Origin of the sequence: Streptomyces sp. NPDC002838 (genome assembly GCF_040295365.1) — a bacterium.
GTDB lineage: Bacteria > Actinomycetota > Actinomycetes > Streptomycetales > Streptomycetaceae > Streptomyces.
In genome coordinates, this window is sequence record NZ_JBEOVF010000002.1 from 246,690 (window position 1) to 265,547 (window position 18,858).

Here is an 18,858-nt window from a genome sequence, read left to right on the forward strand (position 1 = left end):
TGGTGGAATGGGTTCCTGTGGGCCATGAGCCCGGCATCACGTGGGCGCCGAGGCCGGGCGGCGGTGTCTCGACCCCGCCGCCCGGCCTGCCGGCCTACGCTCAGCCGCCGACCTGCTGGTTGTAGCCGTCCACGATGTTCTGCAGGGCCTTGTCGGCCGACTGCTGGCCGTTGATCGCCTTGCCCAGCTCCGTCTTGGTCGGGTCCTCGGTGAGGCTCTTGCCCTTCAGCACCCACTTCGTCTGCGCGGTGTTGAAGTAGCCGGAGATCGGGGCGTACAGCGGGATCGACTCGTTGTACAGCTTGAACGCCGCCTGCGCCGCCTCGGACTTGAAGGGGTACTTCGGGTTCAGACCGCTCTCGACGGGCAGGAACCCGGACGCCTCGCACAGCGCCTGGTAGTGGGCCGGCTCGTACAGCCAGGACAGGAACTTCTCCGCGGCGGCGGCCGCGTCGCCGTTGTTGTTGAAGCCCACCGTCATGCCGCCGCTGTTGACGTCGCTGGCCTGCACCGGCTCGGCGGGAGTCGGGACGCTCGCCCACTCGAACTTCGTGATGCTCTCCGCGTAGGCGGCGACCTGCCACACGCCGGACCAGTAGGCGACGACGTCACCGCTCTGGAACATGGCCGACGGGTCGGCGCCGCTGGTCCACACCGACTTCGGCATGGTCTTGTCGTCGTTCATCTCGACGAAGCGCTTCACGGCCTTCTTGGTCGCGGCGTCCACCGAGAACTCGCCGGAGGAGTCCGCGTGGACGTACTTCCCGCCGAGCTCGTACACCATGGCGCGGAGCCGGGACGGCGACTGGTCGAACGTCAGGGAGTACTTGGCGTTGGTTTTCTCCCGGACCTCGTCCGCCGCCTTGATGAACTCGGTCCAGGTCCAGGTCTTCTGGGGCGAGGTCGGGAAGGAGACGCCGGCCTTCTCGAAGAGCGACTTGTTGATGAACATGCCGGACGCGGTGATGTCCGAGGGGATGGACAGCACCTTCCCGGACGAGTCCTTGGCGACGAAGTTGCCGTTGATCTTGTTGCTCTTCTTGTTGGCGATGGAGCTGAGGTCGATCAGCTTGTTCGCCCAGATCGGGTCCAGCTTCGGCACCGTCGCCACGTCGGGCAGGGAGTTCGCCTGCGCGGCGTTGCGCAGCTTCGCGTCGTAGCCGTCGTAGGGGATGTTGACGAGCTTGACGTCGACGCCGGCTTCCTTCTTGTACTGCGCCACCATCTTCTTCCAGCCCGCGTCCTGCCCCGGAACCGTGGAGATCCAGAACGTCAGCGACTTGGCGTTCCCGCCCGAGTCGGATCCCGACCCGCCGCAGGCGGAGAGCAGCAGGGCACCTGCCGTCGCCACGGCAGCCAGGGGAACCAGGCGGCGCATGCCGCCGCGGCCGAGTCGGCGGGAGCGCCGCACACCCACAGTGGTCATCTTCGATCCCTTTTCGTCATAGGGGACGGAGCACGGCGCCGACGGAGGCGGCACGGGTGCATTGTGCAGGAAGGTTTGCTTTCCGAGGGCGCGGCCTCGCCCGGCCGCATCGTCCACGCGGGGCGGAATCCCCGGCCGTCCTGGCCGTCACCGCACGGGCACGCCCTCGTGCGGCTGCCGTACGTCGTGTACGGCCGGGACGCTCACCCCAAGCCGGCGTCCCGACCGACTTAGAAAGCGCTTGTCCGGACATTGGCAGACCGAGTCGGAGGCCGTCAATCCTTCGTCCCCGCGGCTTCGGTCACGGTTTGGACTCCCCGGGCGACCGCGAGCCTGGCGGCGCCCACGACCGTACCGAGATCCCCGAGTGTGCTGCTGACCACCTCGGTGGGCCAGCTCAGCCGTGCCAGTTCGGCCCGCACACCGGGCAGGAGCTGCGGGTCCGCGCCGGTGCTGCCGCCCAGCACGATCAGTCCCGGGTCCAGCACGGCGGTCACGGCGGCGGCGAGGCGGCCCACGTCCGTGGCATGCCGGACGACGACCGCACGGGCCACGGCCCGCCCCTCCCCGGCGAGGGCGAAGAGCCGCTCGGCGGTGTCGGGGCACGGCCCGTCGGTGTCCGGCCAGGCGTCGGCGGCTCGTCTCAGCAGGGAGTGTGAGCCGATGTACTCCTCCAGGGCCTCGTGGCGCGGTTCGCGGCCGTCGTCCCAGGGGTAGGGCAGCCGGGCCAGCTCTCCGGCGGCGCCGTTCGCTCCGCGCAGCACGTGGCCGCCGACCACGATGCCGAGGCCGATGCCCACGCCGATCCGCAGGTAGCCGAAGGTGTGATGGCCGCGGGCGGCGCCCTCGTGCAGCTCGGCGAGCGCGGCGCAGTTGACGTTGTTCTCGAGGTGGACGGGAACGCCCGGCGGCAGCGCGACGGCCATGGCGTCGAAGACGGGGCCGGCCTTGGCGGTCGCGGGGCGCATACCGGAGCCCTCCTCCTCCCGCGCGGTGACGTCGCCGACGGCGACGACGATGGTGCGCAGCGGGGCGCCGGCGGGCAGCGCGCCGAGGGCCTCGCGCACGACGTCGGCGGCGTCCTGCCGTCCAGGGCGCAGCCACGCACCCGGGTGAACGCGGGGCCGAGGTCGACGGCGAGTACGGCGCCGGCGGCGGGCCCGAGACGGTAGACGGCGGCGGTGCGGCCGGTGCCGCTGGAGGCGGTGCCGGAGTGGGCGGCGAGCCGGGCGCCCTCCAGTTCCGCGACGGCGGAGGACACCGTCGGCTTGGACAGGCCCGCCAGGCTCGCGAGCTGCGGCCGGGTCGCCGTGCCCGCCCCGGCCAGCACGGCGAACACCGCGCTCGCGCTCTCGGTCAGGCGGGGGGCTTTCGCCACGTCGAGTTCCACAGTTCTCCCACACAGGTCAAGGCCGCGCTCCCGGGTCGATCGTCTCGGTTCGACCGTCTCCGCGGGATGCGGCGATGGGATGCCCTGGCGTCACGCGTTCCCGCCTCGCGGCGGCCCCGAGGGGTCGTTCCGGCGGTCGAGTGCGCGATGCCTCTTGACGCACTGTACTTCGTTAGTTAGTTTCCTAACGAACTTCACGGTACTCGCCTGCCGTGCTCCGCCAGAGGCCTGTCCCGGGGCTTCCCTAGTTCTTCTGCTCCCCTGCTCCAGCCACGGTTCGCCCACCGTCGCAGCCCAGCGCAACGACGAAAGAGGATCCGTGCAGGACTCCACGCCACCCCTCGTGGTCGGTATCGACGTGGGCGGCACCAAGACGCATCTCCGCGCCTTCGCGGGGGACGACCTGGTCGCCGACCACGTCCGCCCGAGCAGCGGCTGGCGGCCGCACGACCCGGTCGCCGCCGCCGGATGGCTGGCCGCGCTGGTCGCCGCCGCGTTGCCGGCGGGGGCACGCCCCTCGGCCGTCGCCGTGGGCGGGCACGCCTGCGAGACGCCCCGCCAGTGCGCCCAGATACGCACCGCGCTGCAACTGCACTTCGACGCGCCCGCGTTGGTCGTGGGCGACGCCGAACTCCTCGTCCCGGCCGCCGGTCTCGACCGGGGTGTCGGCCTCGTCGCCGGCACGGGTTCCGTCGCGGTGGCCCGCCTCGACGACGGCAGCCCCGTCCAGGTCGGCGGCTGGGGCGCGGTCCTCGGCGACGAGGGCGGCTCGGCCGGTCTCGTCCGCGAGGCCGCGCGCGCCGCGTGGGCGGCACATGACCGCGGTGACGAACCCGACGAACTCGCCAAGGGGCTCATGGCCGCGTTCGATGTCGCCGAGACGCCGGCGCTCGGGGCGGCGCTGGAAGGCGCGTCGGACGTCTCCGCCGAGTGGGGCCGGCACGCACCGGTCGTGTTCGCCGCCGCCGAGGCGGGCTCGGCGGCGGCCCGTACGGTGATCGCCGAGGGCGGCCGCTCGCTCGCCGGGCTCGTCGAACGGCTCGCCGCGCGCGGGGTGGTGGTCGACGACGTCGTGGTGGCGGGCAGCACCGTCCTCGCCCAACCCGCCCTGTACGACGCCTTCGTGTCGGCTCTGGCCGAGAGCGTGCCGGGTGCCAAGCCGAGGCCCCTCGGGGTGCCGCCGGTCGAGGGGGCCGTGGCGATGGCCCGTTCACTCGTATGACATGTGGCGGACGCCTGGCCCTCCCCGTTCCGACACAACTCGCCCGTAGATCTTCGCTCGTACGACTCGGAAAGCGCATTCGACCCATGCGTCACCTGCCGCGTCACGAGCCGCAATCGATCGCACACCTTGCCGGCCGCACGGCCGAAGAATTCAAGAGAGGCAGACGTATGCCGTCACCAGCCGGGCACCACTTCCCCGCGTCGGTCCGTGAACGCGCCGTGAACAGAAGGGGGTTCCTCAAGTCCTCCCTGGGCGCCTCGGCCGGTGTGCTGGCCGCGCCCACCTTCGTCACGTGGCTGGCCGCCGCCGACGCGAAGGCCGCGGCCGGCCCCGCCGCGTTCGTCGACGACTACAAGACAAACGTCGTGGCGAACCAGACGCCCGAGACGAACGCCGTGGTCCGCATCCTCGGCGGCTTCGCCGTGGTGTGGAAGACCGGCGACGCCTGGAACACCGGCGTGCCGCTGCGGGCCGAGGTGCTGCGCGCCAACATGCGCTACTGCGCCCGGATCACGTCCGCGCGCACCGAGGCGCAGGCGAAGGAATCGTTCATCGTCGACCGCCAGCACCAGAGTTACGCGATGATCGGCGGGCTCGGTCCGCTGGCCGAGCTGTACAAGGCGGGTGCCAAGGCGGTCACGTCGATCACCAGCGCCCCGGACGGCACCCCCTCGGGGAAGATCAGCGACGCCGTGCCCGCCGACGCCCCCGCCGGTTCCGCCCTCGGCGCCGGCTCGCACGACTCGGCGCTCGGCAAGGTGGCCAAGCTGGTCGACACGGTGCGCGGCCCGTTCGCCTCCAGCAACCCTGCCAAGTTCACCTTCCAGTACCCCCGTCCGTGGCGCATGAACGAGGACAGCGAGGTCGTCGACACGGGCGCCAAGGACGCGTTCGGCTACCCGGTGTACGACTCGAAGGTGGTCGTCGCCCCACAGCTGCTGCGCCAGCGCTCCGAGGACCCGGCCGAGGACGGCGGCTTCCCCAGCGGTCACACCAACGCCCTCCATCTGGCGGCCCTGGCCTACGCCTACGCGGTCCCGGAGCGTTTCCAGGAGCTGGTGACGCGCGCGTTCGAGCTCAGCCACATGCGGATCGTGGCCGGCATGCACTCCACGGTCGACGTCCTCGGCGGCCGGATCATGGCCACCGCCCTGGCCGCCGCCGCGCTGGCCGACCCGGCGAACGCGCAGCTCAAGGCGGAGGCGCGGGCCCAGGCCCTGGCCTACTTCAAGGAGAAGACCGGCACCGACGCGCTGTTCTCGTACGCGCACTCGGCCGACACCGCCGGCGACCCGTACGCCGACCGGGACGCCAACGCCCGTGCGGTGGAGCCCAAGTTGACCTATGTGCTGGAGCGGGAGGGCCGCAAGGCGCCCCTGACCGTGCCGAAGGGCGCGGAGGTGCTGCTGGAGACGCGGCTGCCGTACCTGGACGCCGCGCAGCGGCGCGAGGTGCTGCGCACCACCGGGCTGCCCGCCGGGTACGTCCTGCTCGACGGCTTCGAGCAGTGGGGGCGGCTCAACCTGTTCGCCGCGGCGGACGGTTACGGCGCCTTCGACTCCGACGTGACCGTCACGCTCGACGCGGCGGCCGGCGGCTTCCGGGCGGCCGACAGCTGGCGCAACGACATCAAGGGCGACGGCGGGCTGACCAAGCGGGGCAGTGGCACGCTCACCCTGACGGGGCACAACCGGTACAAAGGCGGGACCGCGGTCGAGGACGGCGTGCTGGTCGCCGCGTCGCCCAACGCGCTGGGCGAGGGCGACGTCCGGGTCGCGGGCGGGACGCTCCGCGCGGACAAGGTCCTGCGGCTGCGCGGTACGTACGTCCAGGAGGGCGGCGCTCTCGAGCTGTCGCTCCGGAAGAACCACGGCCCCGCGCTCTCGGTGAGGCGTCGGGTCGTGCTGGGGCGGGGCAGTGTGCTGGCGCTGCGGCTCGACGCCGACCGCCCGCCCGTCGCCGGGACCGTCGTTCCCGTACTCGACGCGCCGCAGCTGCGCGGCCAGTTCGACCGCGTGGAGCTCGACTCCGACACGCTGCGGGCCGTTCCCCTGTACACGGCGGAAGGTCTGTCGGTACGACTCTTGAAGCGGTAACGCCTTCATGGCGGGAGCTGATGCAGAGTAGGCGCATGAAACGCCTCCGCATCGCTCCCGCCACGCGGTCGCGGGGGCGGGTCGGCGGACGGTGGCTCGTGCCGTTCCTCGTGGTCGTGCTGCTCTCCCAGATGGCCGTCGCGATGGTGACGACAGCCGTGGGGCAGACGCCGACCATCGACGAACCCGTGTACGTGGGGACGGCCGCCGACTACCTGCACGGGCACCGCCTGCGCCACAACCCCGAACACCCGCCGCTCGGCAAGCTCGTCATCGCCGTCGGCGTGGCGCTCGCCGATCCGCACCTCGACGCCTCCTTCACCGGCGGTCAGGGCGAGTTGGGCCGGCATCTGCTGTACGAGTCCGGCAACGACCCGTGGCGGCTGATGCTGTGGGCCCGCCTCCCGGTGATCGTGCTGACGCTGCTGTTCGGTCTCGTCGTCTTCGCCTTCGCCCGGGAACTCGCGGGCGCGGCGGGCGGGTTGACGGCCCTCGCCCTGTACGCCTTCTCCCCCGACGTCATCGCGCACGGCTCGCTGGCCACGCTCGACGTGCCGGCGGCCGGGTTCCTGCTGACGTCGGCCTGGCTGCTGTGGCGGGCGCGCCGGCGGCCGCGGCTGTTCCTGCCGCTCGCGGGGGCGGCGCTCGGCGCGGCCGTGGCCACGAAGATGAGCGCGCTGGCCGCAGTTCCGGTGCTGGTGGCGCTGGCCGCGGTGGCGGCCTGGAGCTCAGGGGCGGCGGACCGGCGCAGGGCACTGCTGCGGGCGGTCGGGGGCGCTGCCGTGGTGGCACTGGTCGCGGTCGCCGTCGTATGGGCGTCGTATCTGGCCGTTGATCCGCGGCTGCGCTGGACGCCCGAGCAGCATGTGCCCGTCCTGCACGGACGGCGGAGGCTGCTGGTCGAGCTGCTGCCGTTCCCTGAGGCGTACCGGGACGGGATGCGCATCCAGTTCGGTCTGGAGAACCAGCCGTGGCAGGGCTTTCTGTTCGGCGAGGTGTACAACGGGTCCCGCTGGTACTACCTGCCGCTCGCGCTGCTGGTGAAGACGCCGCTCGGCATGCTCGCGCTGTGGGCCGCCGGCGCCGTAGTGGTGGTGGCGGTACGGCGACTGCGGCCCGCGGCGCCGTATCTGCTCGTGCCCGCCGCGGTGCTGCTGGTCGCCGCCATGGAGGGGACACGGGACTTCGGCACCCGTTATGCCGTCTTTCTGCCGATGTTCCTGGCGGTGGTGGCGGGCTGTGTCCTCGCCGTGCGATGGCGGTGGGGGCCGGTGGCGGCGGGGGCGCTGGTGCTGGTCGTCGCGGTCAGCTCCCTGCGGACGTACCCCTACTATCTGCCGTACTCCAACGAGGCGTTCGGCGGGACGGCCAAGACCCGGCTGCGGCTGCACGACTCCAACGTCGACTGGGGCCAGGACCTCGGCCGGCTCGCCGACCGGCTGCGCGAGCGGTACCGCGGTGAGCGGGTCTGGCTCGTGTACAAGGGCAGCGGCGTGCCGTCCTTCTACGGCATCCACGCGTCCGACCCCAGCGGAGTGCCCGTGCGGCAGGTGCGCGGGCTGCTGGTCGTGTCGAACTCCTCGGTTGCCAAAGCGAAGGGGCGCCTGGCCCAGTTGATCGACAGCAGTCGGCCGATCGACGACGTCGGTCACTCGATCACGATCTACCGCCGATGACCTCCGCTCCTGGGCAGGCTACGGCGCCGTGTGCTGGAACCCCTCGGCGCACACGTGCGGCATCACGCTGCTGGCCACGCGGTAACGGCCGTTGGGCACCTGCGCGGACCTGGTGATGTGCACCGCGAGCGGGCCCGCCCACTCATAGCCGTGGCGTTCGGCATGCCGCACCAGACTGTCGGTGAGCGCCTGGCCGACGCGGCTGCCGCGGCTGCCGCGGCGCGAGAGTTCGTCGTGCACGAAGTCGGCGAGTTCGACGTCGTAGGCGTTGGGCACCACGATCCGGGTCTCGCTGCAGACGACCGCGTTGCTGTCGCACTCGCGGCGCAGCGCGTCGAGGAGTTCGACGGGTTCCTTGTCGAAGACCCTCGCCCACAGCGCCTCCCACCGGTTCTCCAAGGCCTGTTCCACCGCACTGATCGCACTCATGCGTGTCGTCCTCCTCCTTGAAGTCGTCGGGGGCGGGTTCCCGTCGGACGCGCGCGTATCCGTACCTCCCGCCGGTCACCGAATGCTTTCGCACAGACCCTGGTCACCACAGTGTGTGAGCTATGTTGAGTCTCTGTGGGAGACAAAGGAGGCGCACCGGTGCCATCGCCGCAGCAGGCACGCGCCCAGGCATCCGCGATCACCTCGGGAAAGACCGCACCGGAGGCGGAGGCCTCCCCGACTTCCCAGCTCAGAGCGCTCTTCGACCGGCCCCGGCTCTCCCCGGGGCAGCGGCGCATCGCCCAGTACCTGATCGAACACATCACCGAGGCGGCCTTCCTTTCGATCACCGATCTCGCCGAGCGCGTCGGCGTGAGCCAGCCCTCGGTGACGCGTTTCGCCGCGGCGGTCGGCTTCAGCGGTTACCCCGCGCTACGGGAGAAGCTCCAGTCGATCGCGCTCGGCACCCTCGCCGGCGGGCCCGCGGCGGCGGAGGAGAACGGGAGCAACGAGCTCCAGGCGGCGGTCGACGCCGAGATCGAGAACCTGGAGAACCTGCGGCGCGACTTCGCCGACCCCGACCAGGTGATCGACATCGGCCGCAAGCTGTCCCGGTCGACCCCGCTGACCGTCCTGGGTGTGCGCATCTCGGCGTCGCTGGCCGAGTACTTCGCCTACGCCGCCCGCCGAGTCCACCCGGACGTACGGCTGGTGACGCTGGGCGGCAGCGTCGCCTACGACGCGCTGCTGCAGTCGCACGCGGCCGGCGGCTCGTGGGTGCTGGCGTTCTCGATGCCCCGGCACGCCCAGGAGACCCTCACCGCCGTCCGGGTCGCGCGCAGCGCCGGACTGAAGGTGGCGCTGATCACCGATCTGGCGCTCGGCCCGGTGGCCGACGAGGCGGACGTCGTCTTCGCCACCGGGACCGGCTCCCGTCTGGTCTTCGACTCCTACGCCGCGCCCGGCGTGATGGCCGCCGCGCTGCTGCAGGCCATGACCGACGCCGACCCGGAGCGCACTCAGGCACGGCTGGAGGAGTACGAGCAGATCTCCGACCAGCACCAGTTCTTTCTGCGGGACTGATTCTCTCCAGGACCGAAAGACACTCCACCCACATTCGGGCACAGTGGGATCATCCGCCCAAATCGCGCATGAATGTTTTCATGCTCCTTGAAAAGCGGACGGCATATATAAATACTGCTCACGGATCACACCCCGGGCCGCACCGGGACGAGTTCCGCACCCACGGACATCCCGAGCCGCCGTCTCCTACCCGCGTCGGCGCCGAGGATGTCCGGTCGTGGCGGCCCCGGTCATCCCCTGGACCGGGGCCGCCCACCCCGTCGGACCACCCTCACGACGCCGCACACCCGGAAGCGATGATCATGCCTCTGACGACCACACGAACGACCACGCGCATCAGCCCGGACTGGCCGTGCCAGGTCAAGTCCCCCGGCAGCTACGACTGGGAACGCTCGGCGGCCAAGTGGCTGCGCGAGCTGGTGCCGGCGCGCTATGCCAGCTACCCGGCCCTGATCCGCCACCCCGTGCTGCTCGCCCGGCACGCGCAGATCCAGGTCCAGCACGAGATCCGGGTCGCCCGCACCGCCCTGCAGACGGCCCGGGCCGATCTGCCCGGGCTCGGTCTGCCGGAGTCGGTCATCGAGCACACGATCAAGTTGTACGCGGCGGAGGTCATGCAGCTGCAGCACATCGCCCGCAGTGTCCGGGCGGTCACGCAGGCCCTGGTCGAGCAGGCTCACGGACGCTGATCCGACCGTACGCCCCAGTAGGGGGCATGACCCGCGTCTCGCGTGGCACCCATGGTGAGCATGAGCACCACCGATGTGCGGCGGAGCGAGCCGATCACCACGGTTCTCACCTGGCAGGTGCGCCCCGGCCGGGAGCAGGAGTTCGAGGAGTGGACGCACGGGATCTCCCGCTGCGCCAGAGAGTTCCCGGGCAACGAGGGCGTCTCCTGGCTGCGTCCCGAGGACGGTCACCGCTTCCACGCGGTGCTGCGCTGGTCCGATCCGCACCGGCTCACCGCCTGGCTGGAGTCGGACGAGCGGGCCTCGTGGCACGAGCGGATCGAGGACGTCGCGACGGAGATCGGCAGTGAACGGCAGTCGACGACGGGCATGGAGACCTGGTTCAGCCTGCCCGGTACCACCGCGCAGGCCCCTCCCCGGTGGAAGATGGTGCTCACCACCTTCCTCGGCGCCTATCCGTTCACCTTCCTGATCCAGTGGCTGGTGACGCCCCAGACGACCACGTGGCCCCTGCCGCTGCGGGCCGCCGTGTTCCCGATGGTGCTGCTGCCGGTGCTGACGTACCTGGTCATGCCGTTGCTGAGCCGGCTGCTGCGGCAGTGGCTGTACCCGCCGCCGCACCGCTGAGAGCCGGCCGGGCGGGCCGTGCGGCCGCGGAGACGCCACTCGGCCGCATCGATGAGTGCGGTCCGTGGGAACAAGCCCGCAAGCGAACAGCGCCTCATGTGCGATGCTCAACGCGTGACGAGCGAGCCCGCCGGTCCCGCCGAGTCCGGCCCCGCGCCCGACATGGCAGCACTGGCCGACGTCGTTGCCCGGCAGCGCGCCGAGATGGACCGGATGCGGGACCGGGCGGCGACGTCGGCCGTCGTGGAGCGGGCCAAGGGCGCGCTGATGGCGCTGACCGGATGCTCGCCGGACGCCGCGGACCAGGAGCTGCGGCAGCGGGCCAAAGCGGGCAACCGCACAGTGCTGGAGGAGTGCTGGATCACGCTCGGGGGTCTGGTACCCCCGCTGCACCACACCTCGCGCCCCTCGCAGGAGGAGCCCGATCCCGTCCCCGGCGACTCCCCGTCCGACCGCTCGTTGTCCGGTCTCCCGGCCACAGGGGGCATGTCCGAAGCGGACGGCGCCGCGGGCTCGGACCACGCCTCCGCCGCGCTCGGCCGCCTCGGCGAGGCCCTGGTCCGCGTCGGCACTCCGCAGGATCTCGCCGGCTGCCTGCTGGAACATCTGGCGCGGGAGGTGGGGGCCGACGCGGTCATGTTCTTCCGGTGCCTGCCGGCCGGAGGACTCGAACTGGTCGGACACGCCGGCATCGACGACACCCTGGCCGTCCAGTGGCGCCACGTGCCTCCGCTGAGCGGGATCGCCGCCCTGGAGGCGCTCCGGGCGCGGGAGCCGCGCTGGCTGGAGGACCTCGCGGCGGACCGGGAGCGGTACCTGCTCATCGGGGATCCGCCCGAGCGCTGGCGGTCCCGTGCCTGGCTGCCCGTGCCGACCGGGGACACGGCCGATGTCTGCATCGGCGTGCTGCGCGCCCACGGCGGGCCGTTCACGCCTGCGGCCCGGCACCTCCTGCGGGCCGTCGCCCGGCTGTGCGCGGGCCGGCTGCGGGCCTTCGGCACCGGGCACGAGCACGCCGCCGGCGGCGCCGTGCAGGCGGTGTTCGACGCGCTGCCGGGCGCGGCGATGCTGCTGACGCCGCTGCACACCCCCACGGGAGAGGTCGAGGACTACCGCGTCGACGCCGCGACGGCTCAGGCGGTCGACGCCGTCGGCCGCACCGGCCGCGAACTGGTCGGCCACAGGATCCTGGAGTGCTTCCCGGCCATCACGGGCGAGGAGTTGTGGCAGGGGTGCCTGCACACGCTGGCCACCGGGGAGCCCTACGAAGGCCGGTCGTGCGACCACCAGGAGGTCGTGGCCGATACCGCTGAGCCGACGGCGTACGCGGTGCGGGTGTCCCGGCTGGGCGGCGCCCTGATCATCGCCTGGATCCGGCAGGACTCCTCGGGCCGGCAGGAGCAGCGGCTGGCGGACGTGCAACGGCTGGGCAATCTGGGCTGGGTGAACTGGGATCTGGTCACGGACGAGGTCGGCTGGTCGCCCCAGGTCTTCGCCGTCCTCGACCGGGACCCCGCCCACGGCCCGGTCCTCCTCGCCGACCTTCCGGGCCTCGCGCTGCCCGAGGACGTGCCGCCACTGGCCCGCGCCGTCCGGGAAGTCGTGCGCGCCGGGCGCCCGTTCGACGTCCCGTTCCGGATCAGGGCGGCGGATGGGATCCGGCATCTGCGGCTCGTCGCCGAGGCGGAGCGGGACACCGACGGCACGCCCGTCGACGTGCACGGCTTCGTGCAGGACCTCACCGCGCAGCGCAGCGCGGAACTGGCCCTCGTCGAGAGCGAGCAGGAGGTCCTGACCCAGCACGGCGTGCTGCGCGCCGAGCGGACGCTCGCCGCCCGGCTCCAGCACGCGCTGCTGCCGCTGCCCACCCGGCCCGTGCGCCTGGCGGGACTGCGCGTCGAGGTCGCCTACCTGCCCGCCCAGTCGGGGATCCACGTCGGCGGCGACTGGTTCAGCGCCATCGAACTGCCCGAGGGCGACGCCCTGTTCGTCGTCGGCGACGTCGCCGGGCACGGCATCGACGCCGTCGCCACGATGGCGCAACTCCGCTTCACCGCCAAGGGCATGGTCATCACGGGCTCGTCGCTGACCGGCGCGCTCGCCCGGCTCAACACACTGCTGCTGCACTCCCGGGACTCCCACGGCACGGCGACGATGGTCCTGGCCCGCTACCACCCCGACGAGCGCCGGCTGGTCTGGGCGCAGGCGGGCCATCCGCCGCCGCTGCTGCTGCGTGACGGCGAGGTGCGCTTTCTCGGCCGGCCGGGCGGGATGCTGCTCGGGGCGAGCTCCGCGCCGTTCTTCGAGGAGGCGGAGGTCCGCCTCGAACCGGGAGACCGGCTCCTGCTGTACACGGACGGCTTGGTCGAACGGCCCGTGGAGGGCATCGACCGGGGCCTGGAGCGCCTGGCCGCGGCCGTCATGGCCCACCCCGCGGACCGTCCCGGCTCCTTGGGGCTGTTGCTCGCCTCGGTGCTGGAGGGCGAGCGGCGGGACGACGTGTGCGTCGTCGACATCCGGGTGCCGACCGAGCCGGAGTGACGGCGGCGTTCAGTCGTCGCCGCGGTGTCTGCAGTACCAGAACACGCCCACGACGAGAGCCGGCAGGAATACGGCGGGCACCACCAGGCCCGGGATACGGGAGCCGCTCATCGGCGTGGCCTTCGGTTCGGGACGGGCGGGTCGCCTCGATCAGGGGCCCATGGTGACGGCGGGCGGCCCCTCGTCACCGGCACTTTCCCGAGGCCTTGCCCGGTGTTCGAGCCGCCGGGGCGAAGGTCAGTCCACCGGGTGACCGGGCGCGATGGTGCGGGCCTCGTCGAGCCGCAGCAGCGGTCCGCCGTCCGCCGCCTCCCGCTCGCCCCACGCCACCGGGTCGAGGACGTATCCCACGTGATCGCCCGCGTCGGCACGCAGTTCGACACTGCCGACGAACCAGGCCGCCGCGTCCTCGAGGACGACCGCCCCGCCGTACTCCTCCCGCCGGCGGACGTGCGCGAACTTGTCCGTCCGGTCGCCCGTGCACCCGCCGAACAGCTCGGCCAGCGCGCGCTGTTCGCGGGTCAGCAGATGCACGGCGAGGTACCGCGCGGACCGTGCCACCCGGTAGGTGTGGTTCGCCTTGGACAGCCACACCACGAACCGCAGGGGGTGGATGGAGCACTGGGAGGCGAACCCGACCAGACAGCCCGCCCGCTCACCGTGCGCGGCGGCGGTCACCACGCACATGTCCGGGTTCAGCCGGCCGATGAACGCGTCCATGTCCGCCATGCTCACGCCGCTCCCGTTCGGTGTGTCCGCCGCGGTCGGTGTCCCGGCTTCAGCTCATCACGGTCCGGGCGGCCGTGCCATCCGGTGTGCGGCACCATGGGGTACCCGGGGGCCGGTGGTCCCTCTGTCGTCTCATTCAGCGCCGGTGCGGGACTCCAGGGCGAGCCGGGTGTCGTTGCCGTAGACGCCGGTCTCGTCGCCCCGGATGCCGTACCAGAGCTGGAAGCGGGCCACCGCCTCGGTCAGGACCGTGTCGTAGCTGCCGCTGGTCGAGCCGTCGTCGTAGACGTTCGGGATGCGCCGCAGGCGCTGCTGGAGGTCGGTCACCTCGGGGCCGCTGTCTCCTTCGCGGAGTGTGCCGGGGCCGTCGGGGTCGGTGGCGCCCGAGGGGGGCGAGGTGGATGCGGTCGGGGTGGGCTCGGCGGACGGGGTCGGGCCGGAGGCCTGCGCGGAGGTGCCGTCGCTCCGGTCGGTCAGCAGGAAGGCGCAGCCGAAGCCGACCAGGGCCGCCGTGGCCACGGCGGCGGCGACGGTGAAGCGGCGCAGGCCGGGCACCCGGCCGCGGGGAGCGCCGCTCGGAGCCAGGGGCGTGTGGTCCGCGACGGGCGGCAGCTCCTGTGTCCTGTCCTCGGCTCCGGACGGTGGTCCGGGCAGTGCCACGGAGTCGTAGCGGCCGGTGCCCTCCTGGAACTCCCGGATGAGTTCCGCGAGGGCGTCGGTGCGGCGCGGGCGCAGCACCCGGACGGGTTCGAGTGGCGGGCCGTCGTGCGACTGCTCGCGGTCGGGCGGCATCGGCATACTGCTCTCCTTCCGCCCCCTCGGCAGGGGCCTTCGGCGTCCCCCGAGGAGTCATACGTGTCTGCCGCGCGGAGAGTTCAGTGCGCGGGGAACCGGTAGGTGCTGCCTGTCGGCCCTGCCGGAGAGTTGGCGGGGCTCCTCGGCGGAGAGCACTCAGTTCCCCCCAATCTGTGCACTGAGTGCCATAGGCGGCGGCCAAGTGCTACGTTCCGGTCCATGAGCTCCAGCAGCGCGGCGCCCCGTCGCGGCGAGAAGACGGAGGCGGCGGCCGCGAAGCCGCCCATGCGGGACGCGCTCGTCGCGGCGGCCTTCCAGCTGTTCCTGGAGCGGGGCTACGAGCAGACCACCGTCGACGACATCGTGGCGCTCGCCGGAGTCGGGCGGCGGTCGTTCTTCCGTTACTTCCCTTCCAAGGAGGACGTGGTCTTCCCCGACCACGAACGGTGTCTGGCCGACATGACGGCCTTCCTGGCCGCCGGCGACGACACGGACGAACCCGTCGGGCGGGTGTGCGACGCGGCCCGGCTGGTGCTGCGGATGTACGCCGAGAACCCGACGTTCTCCGTGCAGCGCTACCGGCTCACCAAGAAGGTGCCCGGGCTGCGCGCGTACGAGCTGTCGGTGGTGTGGCGCTACGAGCGCGCCCTCGCCGAGTATCTGCGGGGTCGGTTCGCGGGTCGGCGCGACGGGACGCTGCAGGCCGACGTGATCGCCGCCGCCGTGGTCGCGGCGCACAACAACGCGCTGCGCTCCTGGCTGCGTTCGAACGGGCAGGGCGACGCGAGCGCCACGGTGGACCACGCGCTGGGGTATGTGCAGTCCGCGTTCGGCGCGTCTCTGACCGGCTCCGGCGGCGAGCGGCGCAGCGAGGACGCCGAGTCCACCGAGGACGTCGTGGTCGTCGTCTCCCGGCGTGGCGCACCGCTGTGGCGGGTGGTCCAGGAGATCGAGTCCACGCTCGGACAGGAGTGACCGAGGCGGGCTCGGACATCAAGGGTACGGAGTGCTTTACGAGTGGCACTGAGTGCCATACTCTGAGGGCGTGCACGGTGGCACGGCGACCGCGCACGTGCGTGCACGGTGATCCGCGCACGCGGGATTCCGGCCGAGTGCAGGGAGTTGACCAGCGTGTACCACCCCTCAGGAAGCGTTGCTCGTCAGACAGCCGGTTCCGCTGCGGGCGTCCTGGATCCCAGGAGCCCGGACACGGAGGCCATCCTCTTCCAGCGCTGCACCTGGTGCGGCACCGCGATGTACCACCGGCTGCTGTGTCCGGTCTGCCAGGGCAGCGACCTGCGCACGGAGCGCAGCCAGGGCACCGGGACGGTCCGCCACTCCACGGTGGTCCACCGCAACACCCCCGCCGCCCGCAACGTGTCCCTGATCGAGATGGCCGAGGGCTTCGTCCTGCGCGGCCGCGTCATGGGCCCGCCCGTGGGCATCCACAGCGGGGACCGGGTCCGGCTGTCCACCGCGAAGGACCCGGTCCGGGGCGAACCGGTCTTCCAGCTGCTCGACGAGCCCTACCGCGCCTGGAGCTGAACGGACCGCCACCGTCACGGCTCCCCCACGCCGGGCTTCACCGCTCCCCGCGCCGACGCCGCACAGCGGTCATAGCCTCGACACTGACGGGTGCTGACGACGCCGCGCGGCCCGCCGGCCAGTGATCTCGTGCGGCCGTTCGATCCGGAGGACCGCGGATGCGTGACTGGACCTGGAGGTACGAGGGCTACGACCCGGCGCGGGAACGGGTGCGCGAGTCCTTGTGCACCCTCGGCAACGGCTACTTCGCCACCCGCGGCGCGGCCCCCGAGTGCGTGGCGGACCCCGTCCACTACCCGGGGACGTACGTGGCCGGCTGCTACAACCGGCTCACGTCCCAGGTAGCGGGACGCCAGGTCGAGAACGAGGACATGGTCAACGTCCCGAACTGGTTGCCGCTGCGGTTCCGTGCGGTCCCCGGCGGATGGCTCTCCCCCGACACCCACAAGGTTCTCGACCACAGGCAGACCCTGGATCTGCGGGCCGGGACCCTGGAGCGCACGGTCCGGTACGAGGACGAGGACGGCCGACGCCTCGCGGTGCGGCAACTCCGGCTCGTCCATATGGCCGACCCCCATCTGGCCCTGCTGCGTACCGAGTTGACGGCCGAGGGCTGGTCCGGGGAGATCGAGGTCGAGGCCGCGCTCGACGGCTCGGTCGCCAACATGGGAGTGGAGCGCTACCGGCAGCTGGCCTCCCGCCACCTCATCCACCTCCACGGCGGTTCCGCGGACGCCGAGATCGCATGGCTGCGCTGCCGTACCCGGACGTCCGACATCCGCATCGGCCTGGCCGGCCGTACCGTCGTCGACGTGCCGGCCGAGGCCTTCACGGCGCACGAGGAGGAGCGGGCCGTCCAGCTGCTGCGGATCCCGGTCACCGACGGCCGGCCCGTGACCGTCGACAAGACGATCGCCCTGCACACCTCCCACGACCCGGCGATCAGCGACCCCTTTCACGCGGCCGTGGACCGGGTCCGCCGGGCCCCGGGCGTCGAGGCCCTGCTCGCCTCCCACCGCACGGCCTGGAAGCAGCTGTGGCGCAACGCCGAGCTGGAGGTGCCCGGCGACGCGGGCCCGGTCCTGCGTCTGCACCTCTTCCACGTCCTGCAGACGCTCTCCCCGCACACCGCCGACCTGGACGTCGGTGTTCCGGCGCGCGGACTGCACGGCGAGGCCTACCGCGGCCACATCTTCTGGGACGAACTGTTCGTGCTGCCGTATCTCAACCTGCACTTTCCCGAGGTCTCCCGGGCTCTTCTCACCTACCGCCACCGCCGTCTGGAGCGGGCCCGCTTCGCCGCCGCCGACGCCGGGCACAGCGGCGCCATGTATCCGTGGCAGAGCGGCAGCGACGGCCGCGAGGAGACCCAGCGGCTGCACCTCAACCCACGCTCCGGGCGCTGGCTGCCCGACCACACCCGGCTGCAGCACCACGTGAACTCCGCGATCGCCTACAACGTGTGGCAATACTGCGAGGCGACCGGCGACATGGAGTTCCTGACCACCAAGGGCGCCGAGATGCTGACGCAGATCGCCCGGTTCTGGGCCGGCCTGGCCACGTACGACGACACGGTCGCCCGCTACCGGATCCGCGGGGTCGTCGGCCCCGACGAATACCACGAGGCCTATCCCCATGCGGCCGAGCCCGGCATCGACGACAACGCGTACACCAACGTCACCGCCGCCTGGACGCTCGCCCGCGCCCGCGACCTGATGCACACGCTGCCCGAACCCCGCCGCCGTGACCTGTTCGAACGCTCCGGTATGGAGCCGGACGAACTCGACGCCTGGGACGCCGTCTCCCGGAAGCTGTACGTACCCTTCCACGATGGCGTCATCAGCCAGTTCTCCGGCTACGGCGACCTCGCGGAACTCGACTGGCGGGCCTACCGCGACCGGTACGGCGACATCCGGCGCCTGGACCGGATCCTGGAGGCGGAAGGGGACACCGTCAACCGCTACCAGGCGTCCAAGCAGGCCGATGTCCTGATGCTCGGATATCTCTTCTCGGATGAAGAACTCCAGGGGCTGTTCCGGCGGTTGGGCTACGACCTGGACGACGCCACCTGGCAGCACACCGTCGACTACTACCTGGCCCGCACCAGCCACGGTTCGACCCTCAGCAGCCTCGTCCACGGCTGGGTGCTCAGCCGGTCCCGGCGCGCCCAGGCCTGGGACTTCGTACAGGAGGCGCTGGCCGGTGACATCGCCGACCTGCACAACGGCACCACCGGAGAGGGCGTCCACCTGGGCGCCATGGCCGGCACCCTCGACCTCGTCCAGCGAGGTCTCACCGGCCTGGAGACCCGAGGTGGCGCACTGCGGTTCGATCCCGTACCGCTGCCGAAGCTCTCCGAGTACGGATTCTCCGTCCGCTACCAGGGCCATTGGGGCGTGCGCCTACGGCTGCAGCCGCGCCGGCTGCGCATCACCGTGCCGCACTCCGACCAGGAGCCGATCACCGTGGCCCTCTCCGATCGCACCGTGTCCGTGGCCCCCGGGGAGTCCTACGCGCTCACCCTGCCCGACTGAGCCGACGGCGCTCGGTCGCCGGTTCCCGCCCCCTGTGTGCACAGAGCAACCCGTAATACAGAACAACCCGTTC

Annotated in this window: 14 protein-coding genes and 1 pseudogene; 10 read left to right on the top strand and 5 right to left on the bottom strand. The window is 72.0% G+C overall.

Going from position 1 to position 18,858, the window contains the following annotated elements; genetic code table 11:
- Positions 1 to 100: 100 nt before the first annotated feature.
- Positions 101 to 1,426 (bottom strand): ABC transporter substrate-binding protein, encoded by a 1,326-nt coding sequence (locus ABT063_RS03775; RefSeq protein WP_351055461.1) that lies wholly within the window; start codon positions 1,424 to 1,426, stop codon positions 101 to 103.
- A 275-nt stretch (positions 1,427 to 1,701) separates the two neighbouring features.
- Positions 1,702 to 2,816 (bottom strand): annotated as a pseudogene (locus tag ABT063_RS03780) (ROK family transcriptional regulator).
- Positions 2,817 to 3,135: 319 nt separating this feature from the next.
- Between ABT063_RS03780 and ABT063_RS03785 the strand changes: the two are divergent.
- The 3 genes from ABT063_RS03785 (at position 3,136) to ABT063_RS03795 (ending at position 7,813) form a co-directional block, all read left to right on the top strand.
- Complete coding sequence (locus ABT063_RS03785) at positions 3,136 to 4,038, top strand: BadF/BadG/BcrA/BcrD ATPase family protein (RefSeq protein ID WP_351055462.1); 903 nt, start codon at positions 3,136 to 3,138, stop codon at positions 4,036 to 4,038.
- Between the two features lie 170 nt (positions 4,039 to 4,208).
- Entirely contained in the window at positions 4,209 to 6,137 is a 1,929-nt protein-coding gene (locus tag ABT063_RS03790; protein WP_351055463.1) for a phosphatase PAP2 family protein, read from the top strand.
- Positions 6,138 to 6,172: 35 nt separating this feature from the next.
- The gene (locus ABT063_RS03795; protein WP_351055464.1) at positions 6,173 to 7,813 is read left to right on the top strand and encodes an ArnT family glycosyltransferase; all 1,641 of its coding nucleotides are present in this window, start codon (positions 6,173 to 6,175) and stop codon (positions 7,811 to 7,813) included.
- Between the two features lie 18 nt (positions 7,814 to 7,831).
- Here ABT063_RS03795 and ABT063_RS03800 read toward each other — a convergent pair whose 3' ends face one another.
- The gene (locus ABT063_RS03800) at positions 7,832 to 8,242 is read right to left on the bottom strand and encodes a DUF3662 domain-containing protein (protein ID WP_351055465.1); all 411 of its coding nucleotides are present in this window, start codon (positions 8,240 to 8,242) and stop codon (positions 7,832 to 7,834) included.
- A 159-nt stretch (positions 8,243 to 8,401) separates the two neighbouring features.
- Between ABT063_RS03800 and ABT063_RS03805 the strand changes: the two genes are divergently transcribed.
- The 4 genes from ABT063_RS03805 to ABT063_RS03820 all read left to right on the top strand — a co-directional run bounded on the left by ABT063_RS03805 (position 8,402) and on the right by ABT063_RS03820 (position 13,182).
- Positions 8,402 to 9,325, top strand: a complete 924-nt coding sequence (locus ABT063_RS03805; protein WP_351055466.1) for a MurR/RpiR family transcriptional regulator — start codon at positions 8,402 to 8,404, stop codon at positions 9,323 to 9,325.
- A 296-nt stretch (positions 9,326 to 9,621) separates the two neighbouring features.
- Complete coding sequence (locus tag ABT063_RS03810) at positions 9,622 to 10,014, top strand: hypothetical protein (protein ID WP_351055467.1); 393 nt, start codon at positions 9,622 to 9,624, stop codon at positions 10,012 to 10,014.
- Between the two features lie 60 nt (positions 10,015 to 10,074).
- Positions 10,075 to 10,641, top strand: a complete 567-nt coding sequence (locus ABT063_RS03815) for an antibiotic biosynthesis monooxygenase (RefSeq protein ID WP_351055468.1) — start codon at positions 10,075 to 10,077, stop codon at positions 10,639 to 10,641.
- A gap of 162 nt (positions 10,642 to 10,803) precedes the next feature.
- Positions 10,804 to 13,182, top strand: coding sequence for a SpoIIE family protein phosphatase (locus ABT063_RS03820; RefSeq protein ID WP_351055707.1), 2,379 nt, complete (start codon positions 10,804 to 10,806; stop codon positions 13,180 to 13,182).
- A 237-nt stretch (positions 13,183 to 13,419) separates the two neighbouring features.
- On the opposite strand, the gene ABT063_RS03825 is transcribed toward ABT063_RS03820, so the two are convergent.
- A complete protein-coding gene (locus tag ABT063_RS03825) occupies positions 13,420 to 13,911 on the bottom strand; it encodes a flavin reductase family protein (RefSeq protein ID WP_351055469.1) in 492 nt (163 codons plus the stop codon).
- A gap of 132 nt (positions 13,912 to 14,043) precedes the next feature.
- Positions 14,044 to 14,709, bottom strand: a complete 666-nt coding sequence (locus ABT063_RS03830; RefSeq protein ID WP_351055470.1) for a peptidoglycan-binding domain-containing protein — start codon at positions 14,707 to 14,709, stop codon at positions 14,044 to 14,046.
- Between the two features lie 216 nt (positions 14,710 to 14,925).
- Between ABT063_RS03830 and ABT063_RS03835 the strand changes: the two genes are divergently transcribed.
- From ABT063_RS03835 to ABT063_RS03845, 3 genes are all read left to right on the top strand, one after another.
- Entirely contained in the window at positions 14,926 to 15,681 is a 756-nt protein-coding gene (locus ABT063_RS03835) for a TetR family transcriptional regulator (RefSeq protein WP_351055471.1), read from the top strand.
- A 156-nt stretch (positions 15,682 to 15,837) separates the two neighbouring features.
- The gene (locus ABT063_RS03840; RefSeq protein ID WP_351055472.1) at positions 15,838 to 16,251 is read left to right on the top strand and encodes a Zn-ribbon domain-containing OB-fold protein; all 414 of its coding nucleotides are present in this window, start codon (positions 15,838 to 15,840) and stop codon (positions 16,249 to 16,251) included.
- A 158-nt stretch (positions 16,252 to 16,409) separates the two neighbouring features.
- Entirely contained in the window at positions 16,410 to 18,785 is a 2,376-nt protein-coding gene (locus ABT063_RS03845; RefSeq protein ID WP_351055473.1) for a glycoside hydrolase family 65 protein, read from the top strand.
- Positions 18,786 to 18,858: the final 73 nt, after the last annotated feature.

Bases quoted from the DNA above. Each gene is read 5' to 3' on its own strand.
- ABT063_RS03835 (WP_351055471.1), top strand. From the start codon at position 14,926: ATGAGCTCCAGCAGCGCGGCGCCCCGTCGCGGCGAGAAGACGGAGGCG.
- ABT063_RS03815 (WP_351055468.1), top strand. From the start codon at position 10,075: ATGAGCACCACCGATGTGCGGCGGAGCGAGCCGATCACCACGGTTCTC.
- ABT063_RS03830 (WP_351055470.1), bottom strand. From the start codon at position 14,709: ATGCCGATGCCGCCCGACCGCGAGCAGTCGCACGACGGCCCGCCACTC.
- ABT063_RS03775 (WP_351055461.1), bottom strand. From the start codon at position 1,426: ATGACCACTGTGGGTGTGCGGCGCTCCCGCCGACTCGGCCGCGGCGGC.
- ABT063_RS03825 (WP_351055469.1), bottom strand. From the start codon at position 13,911: ATGGCGGACATGGACGCGTTCATCGGCCGGCTGAACCCGGACATGTGC.
- ABT063_RS03800 (WP_351055465.1), bottom strand. From the start codon at position 8,242: ATGAGTGCGATCAGTGCGGTGGAACAGGCCTTGGAGAACCGGTGGGAG.
- ABT063_RS03820 (WP_351055707.1), top strand. From the start codon at position 10,804: ATGGCAGCACTGGCCGACGTCGTTGCCCGGCAGCGCGCCGAGATGGAC.
- ABT063_RS03795 (WP_351055464.1), top strand. From the start codon at position 6,173: ATGAAACGCCTCCGCATCGCTCCCGCCACGCGGTCGCGGGGGCGGGTC.
- ABT063_RS03790 (WP_351055463.1), top strand. From the start codon at position 4,209: ATGCCGTCACCAGCCGGGCACCACTTCCCCGCGTCGGTCCGTGAACGC.
- ABT063_RS03845 (WP_351055473.1), top strand. From the start codon at position 16,410: ATGCGTGACTGGACCTGGAGGTACGAGGGCTACGACCCGGCGCGGGAA.
- ABT063_RS03810 (WP_351055467.1), top strand. From the start codon at position 9,622: ATGATCATGCCTCTGACGACCACACGAACGACCACGCGCATCAGCCCG.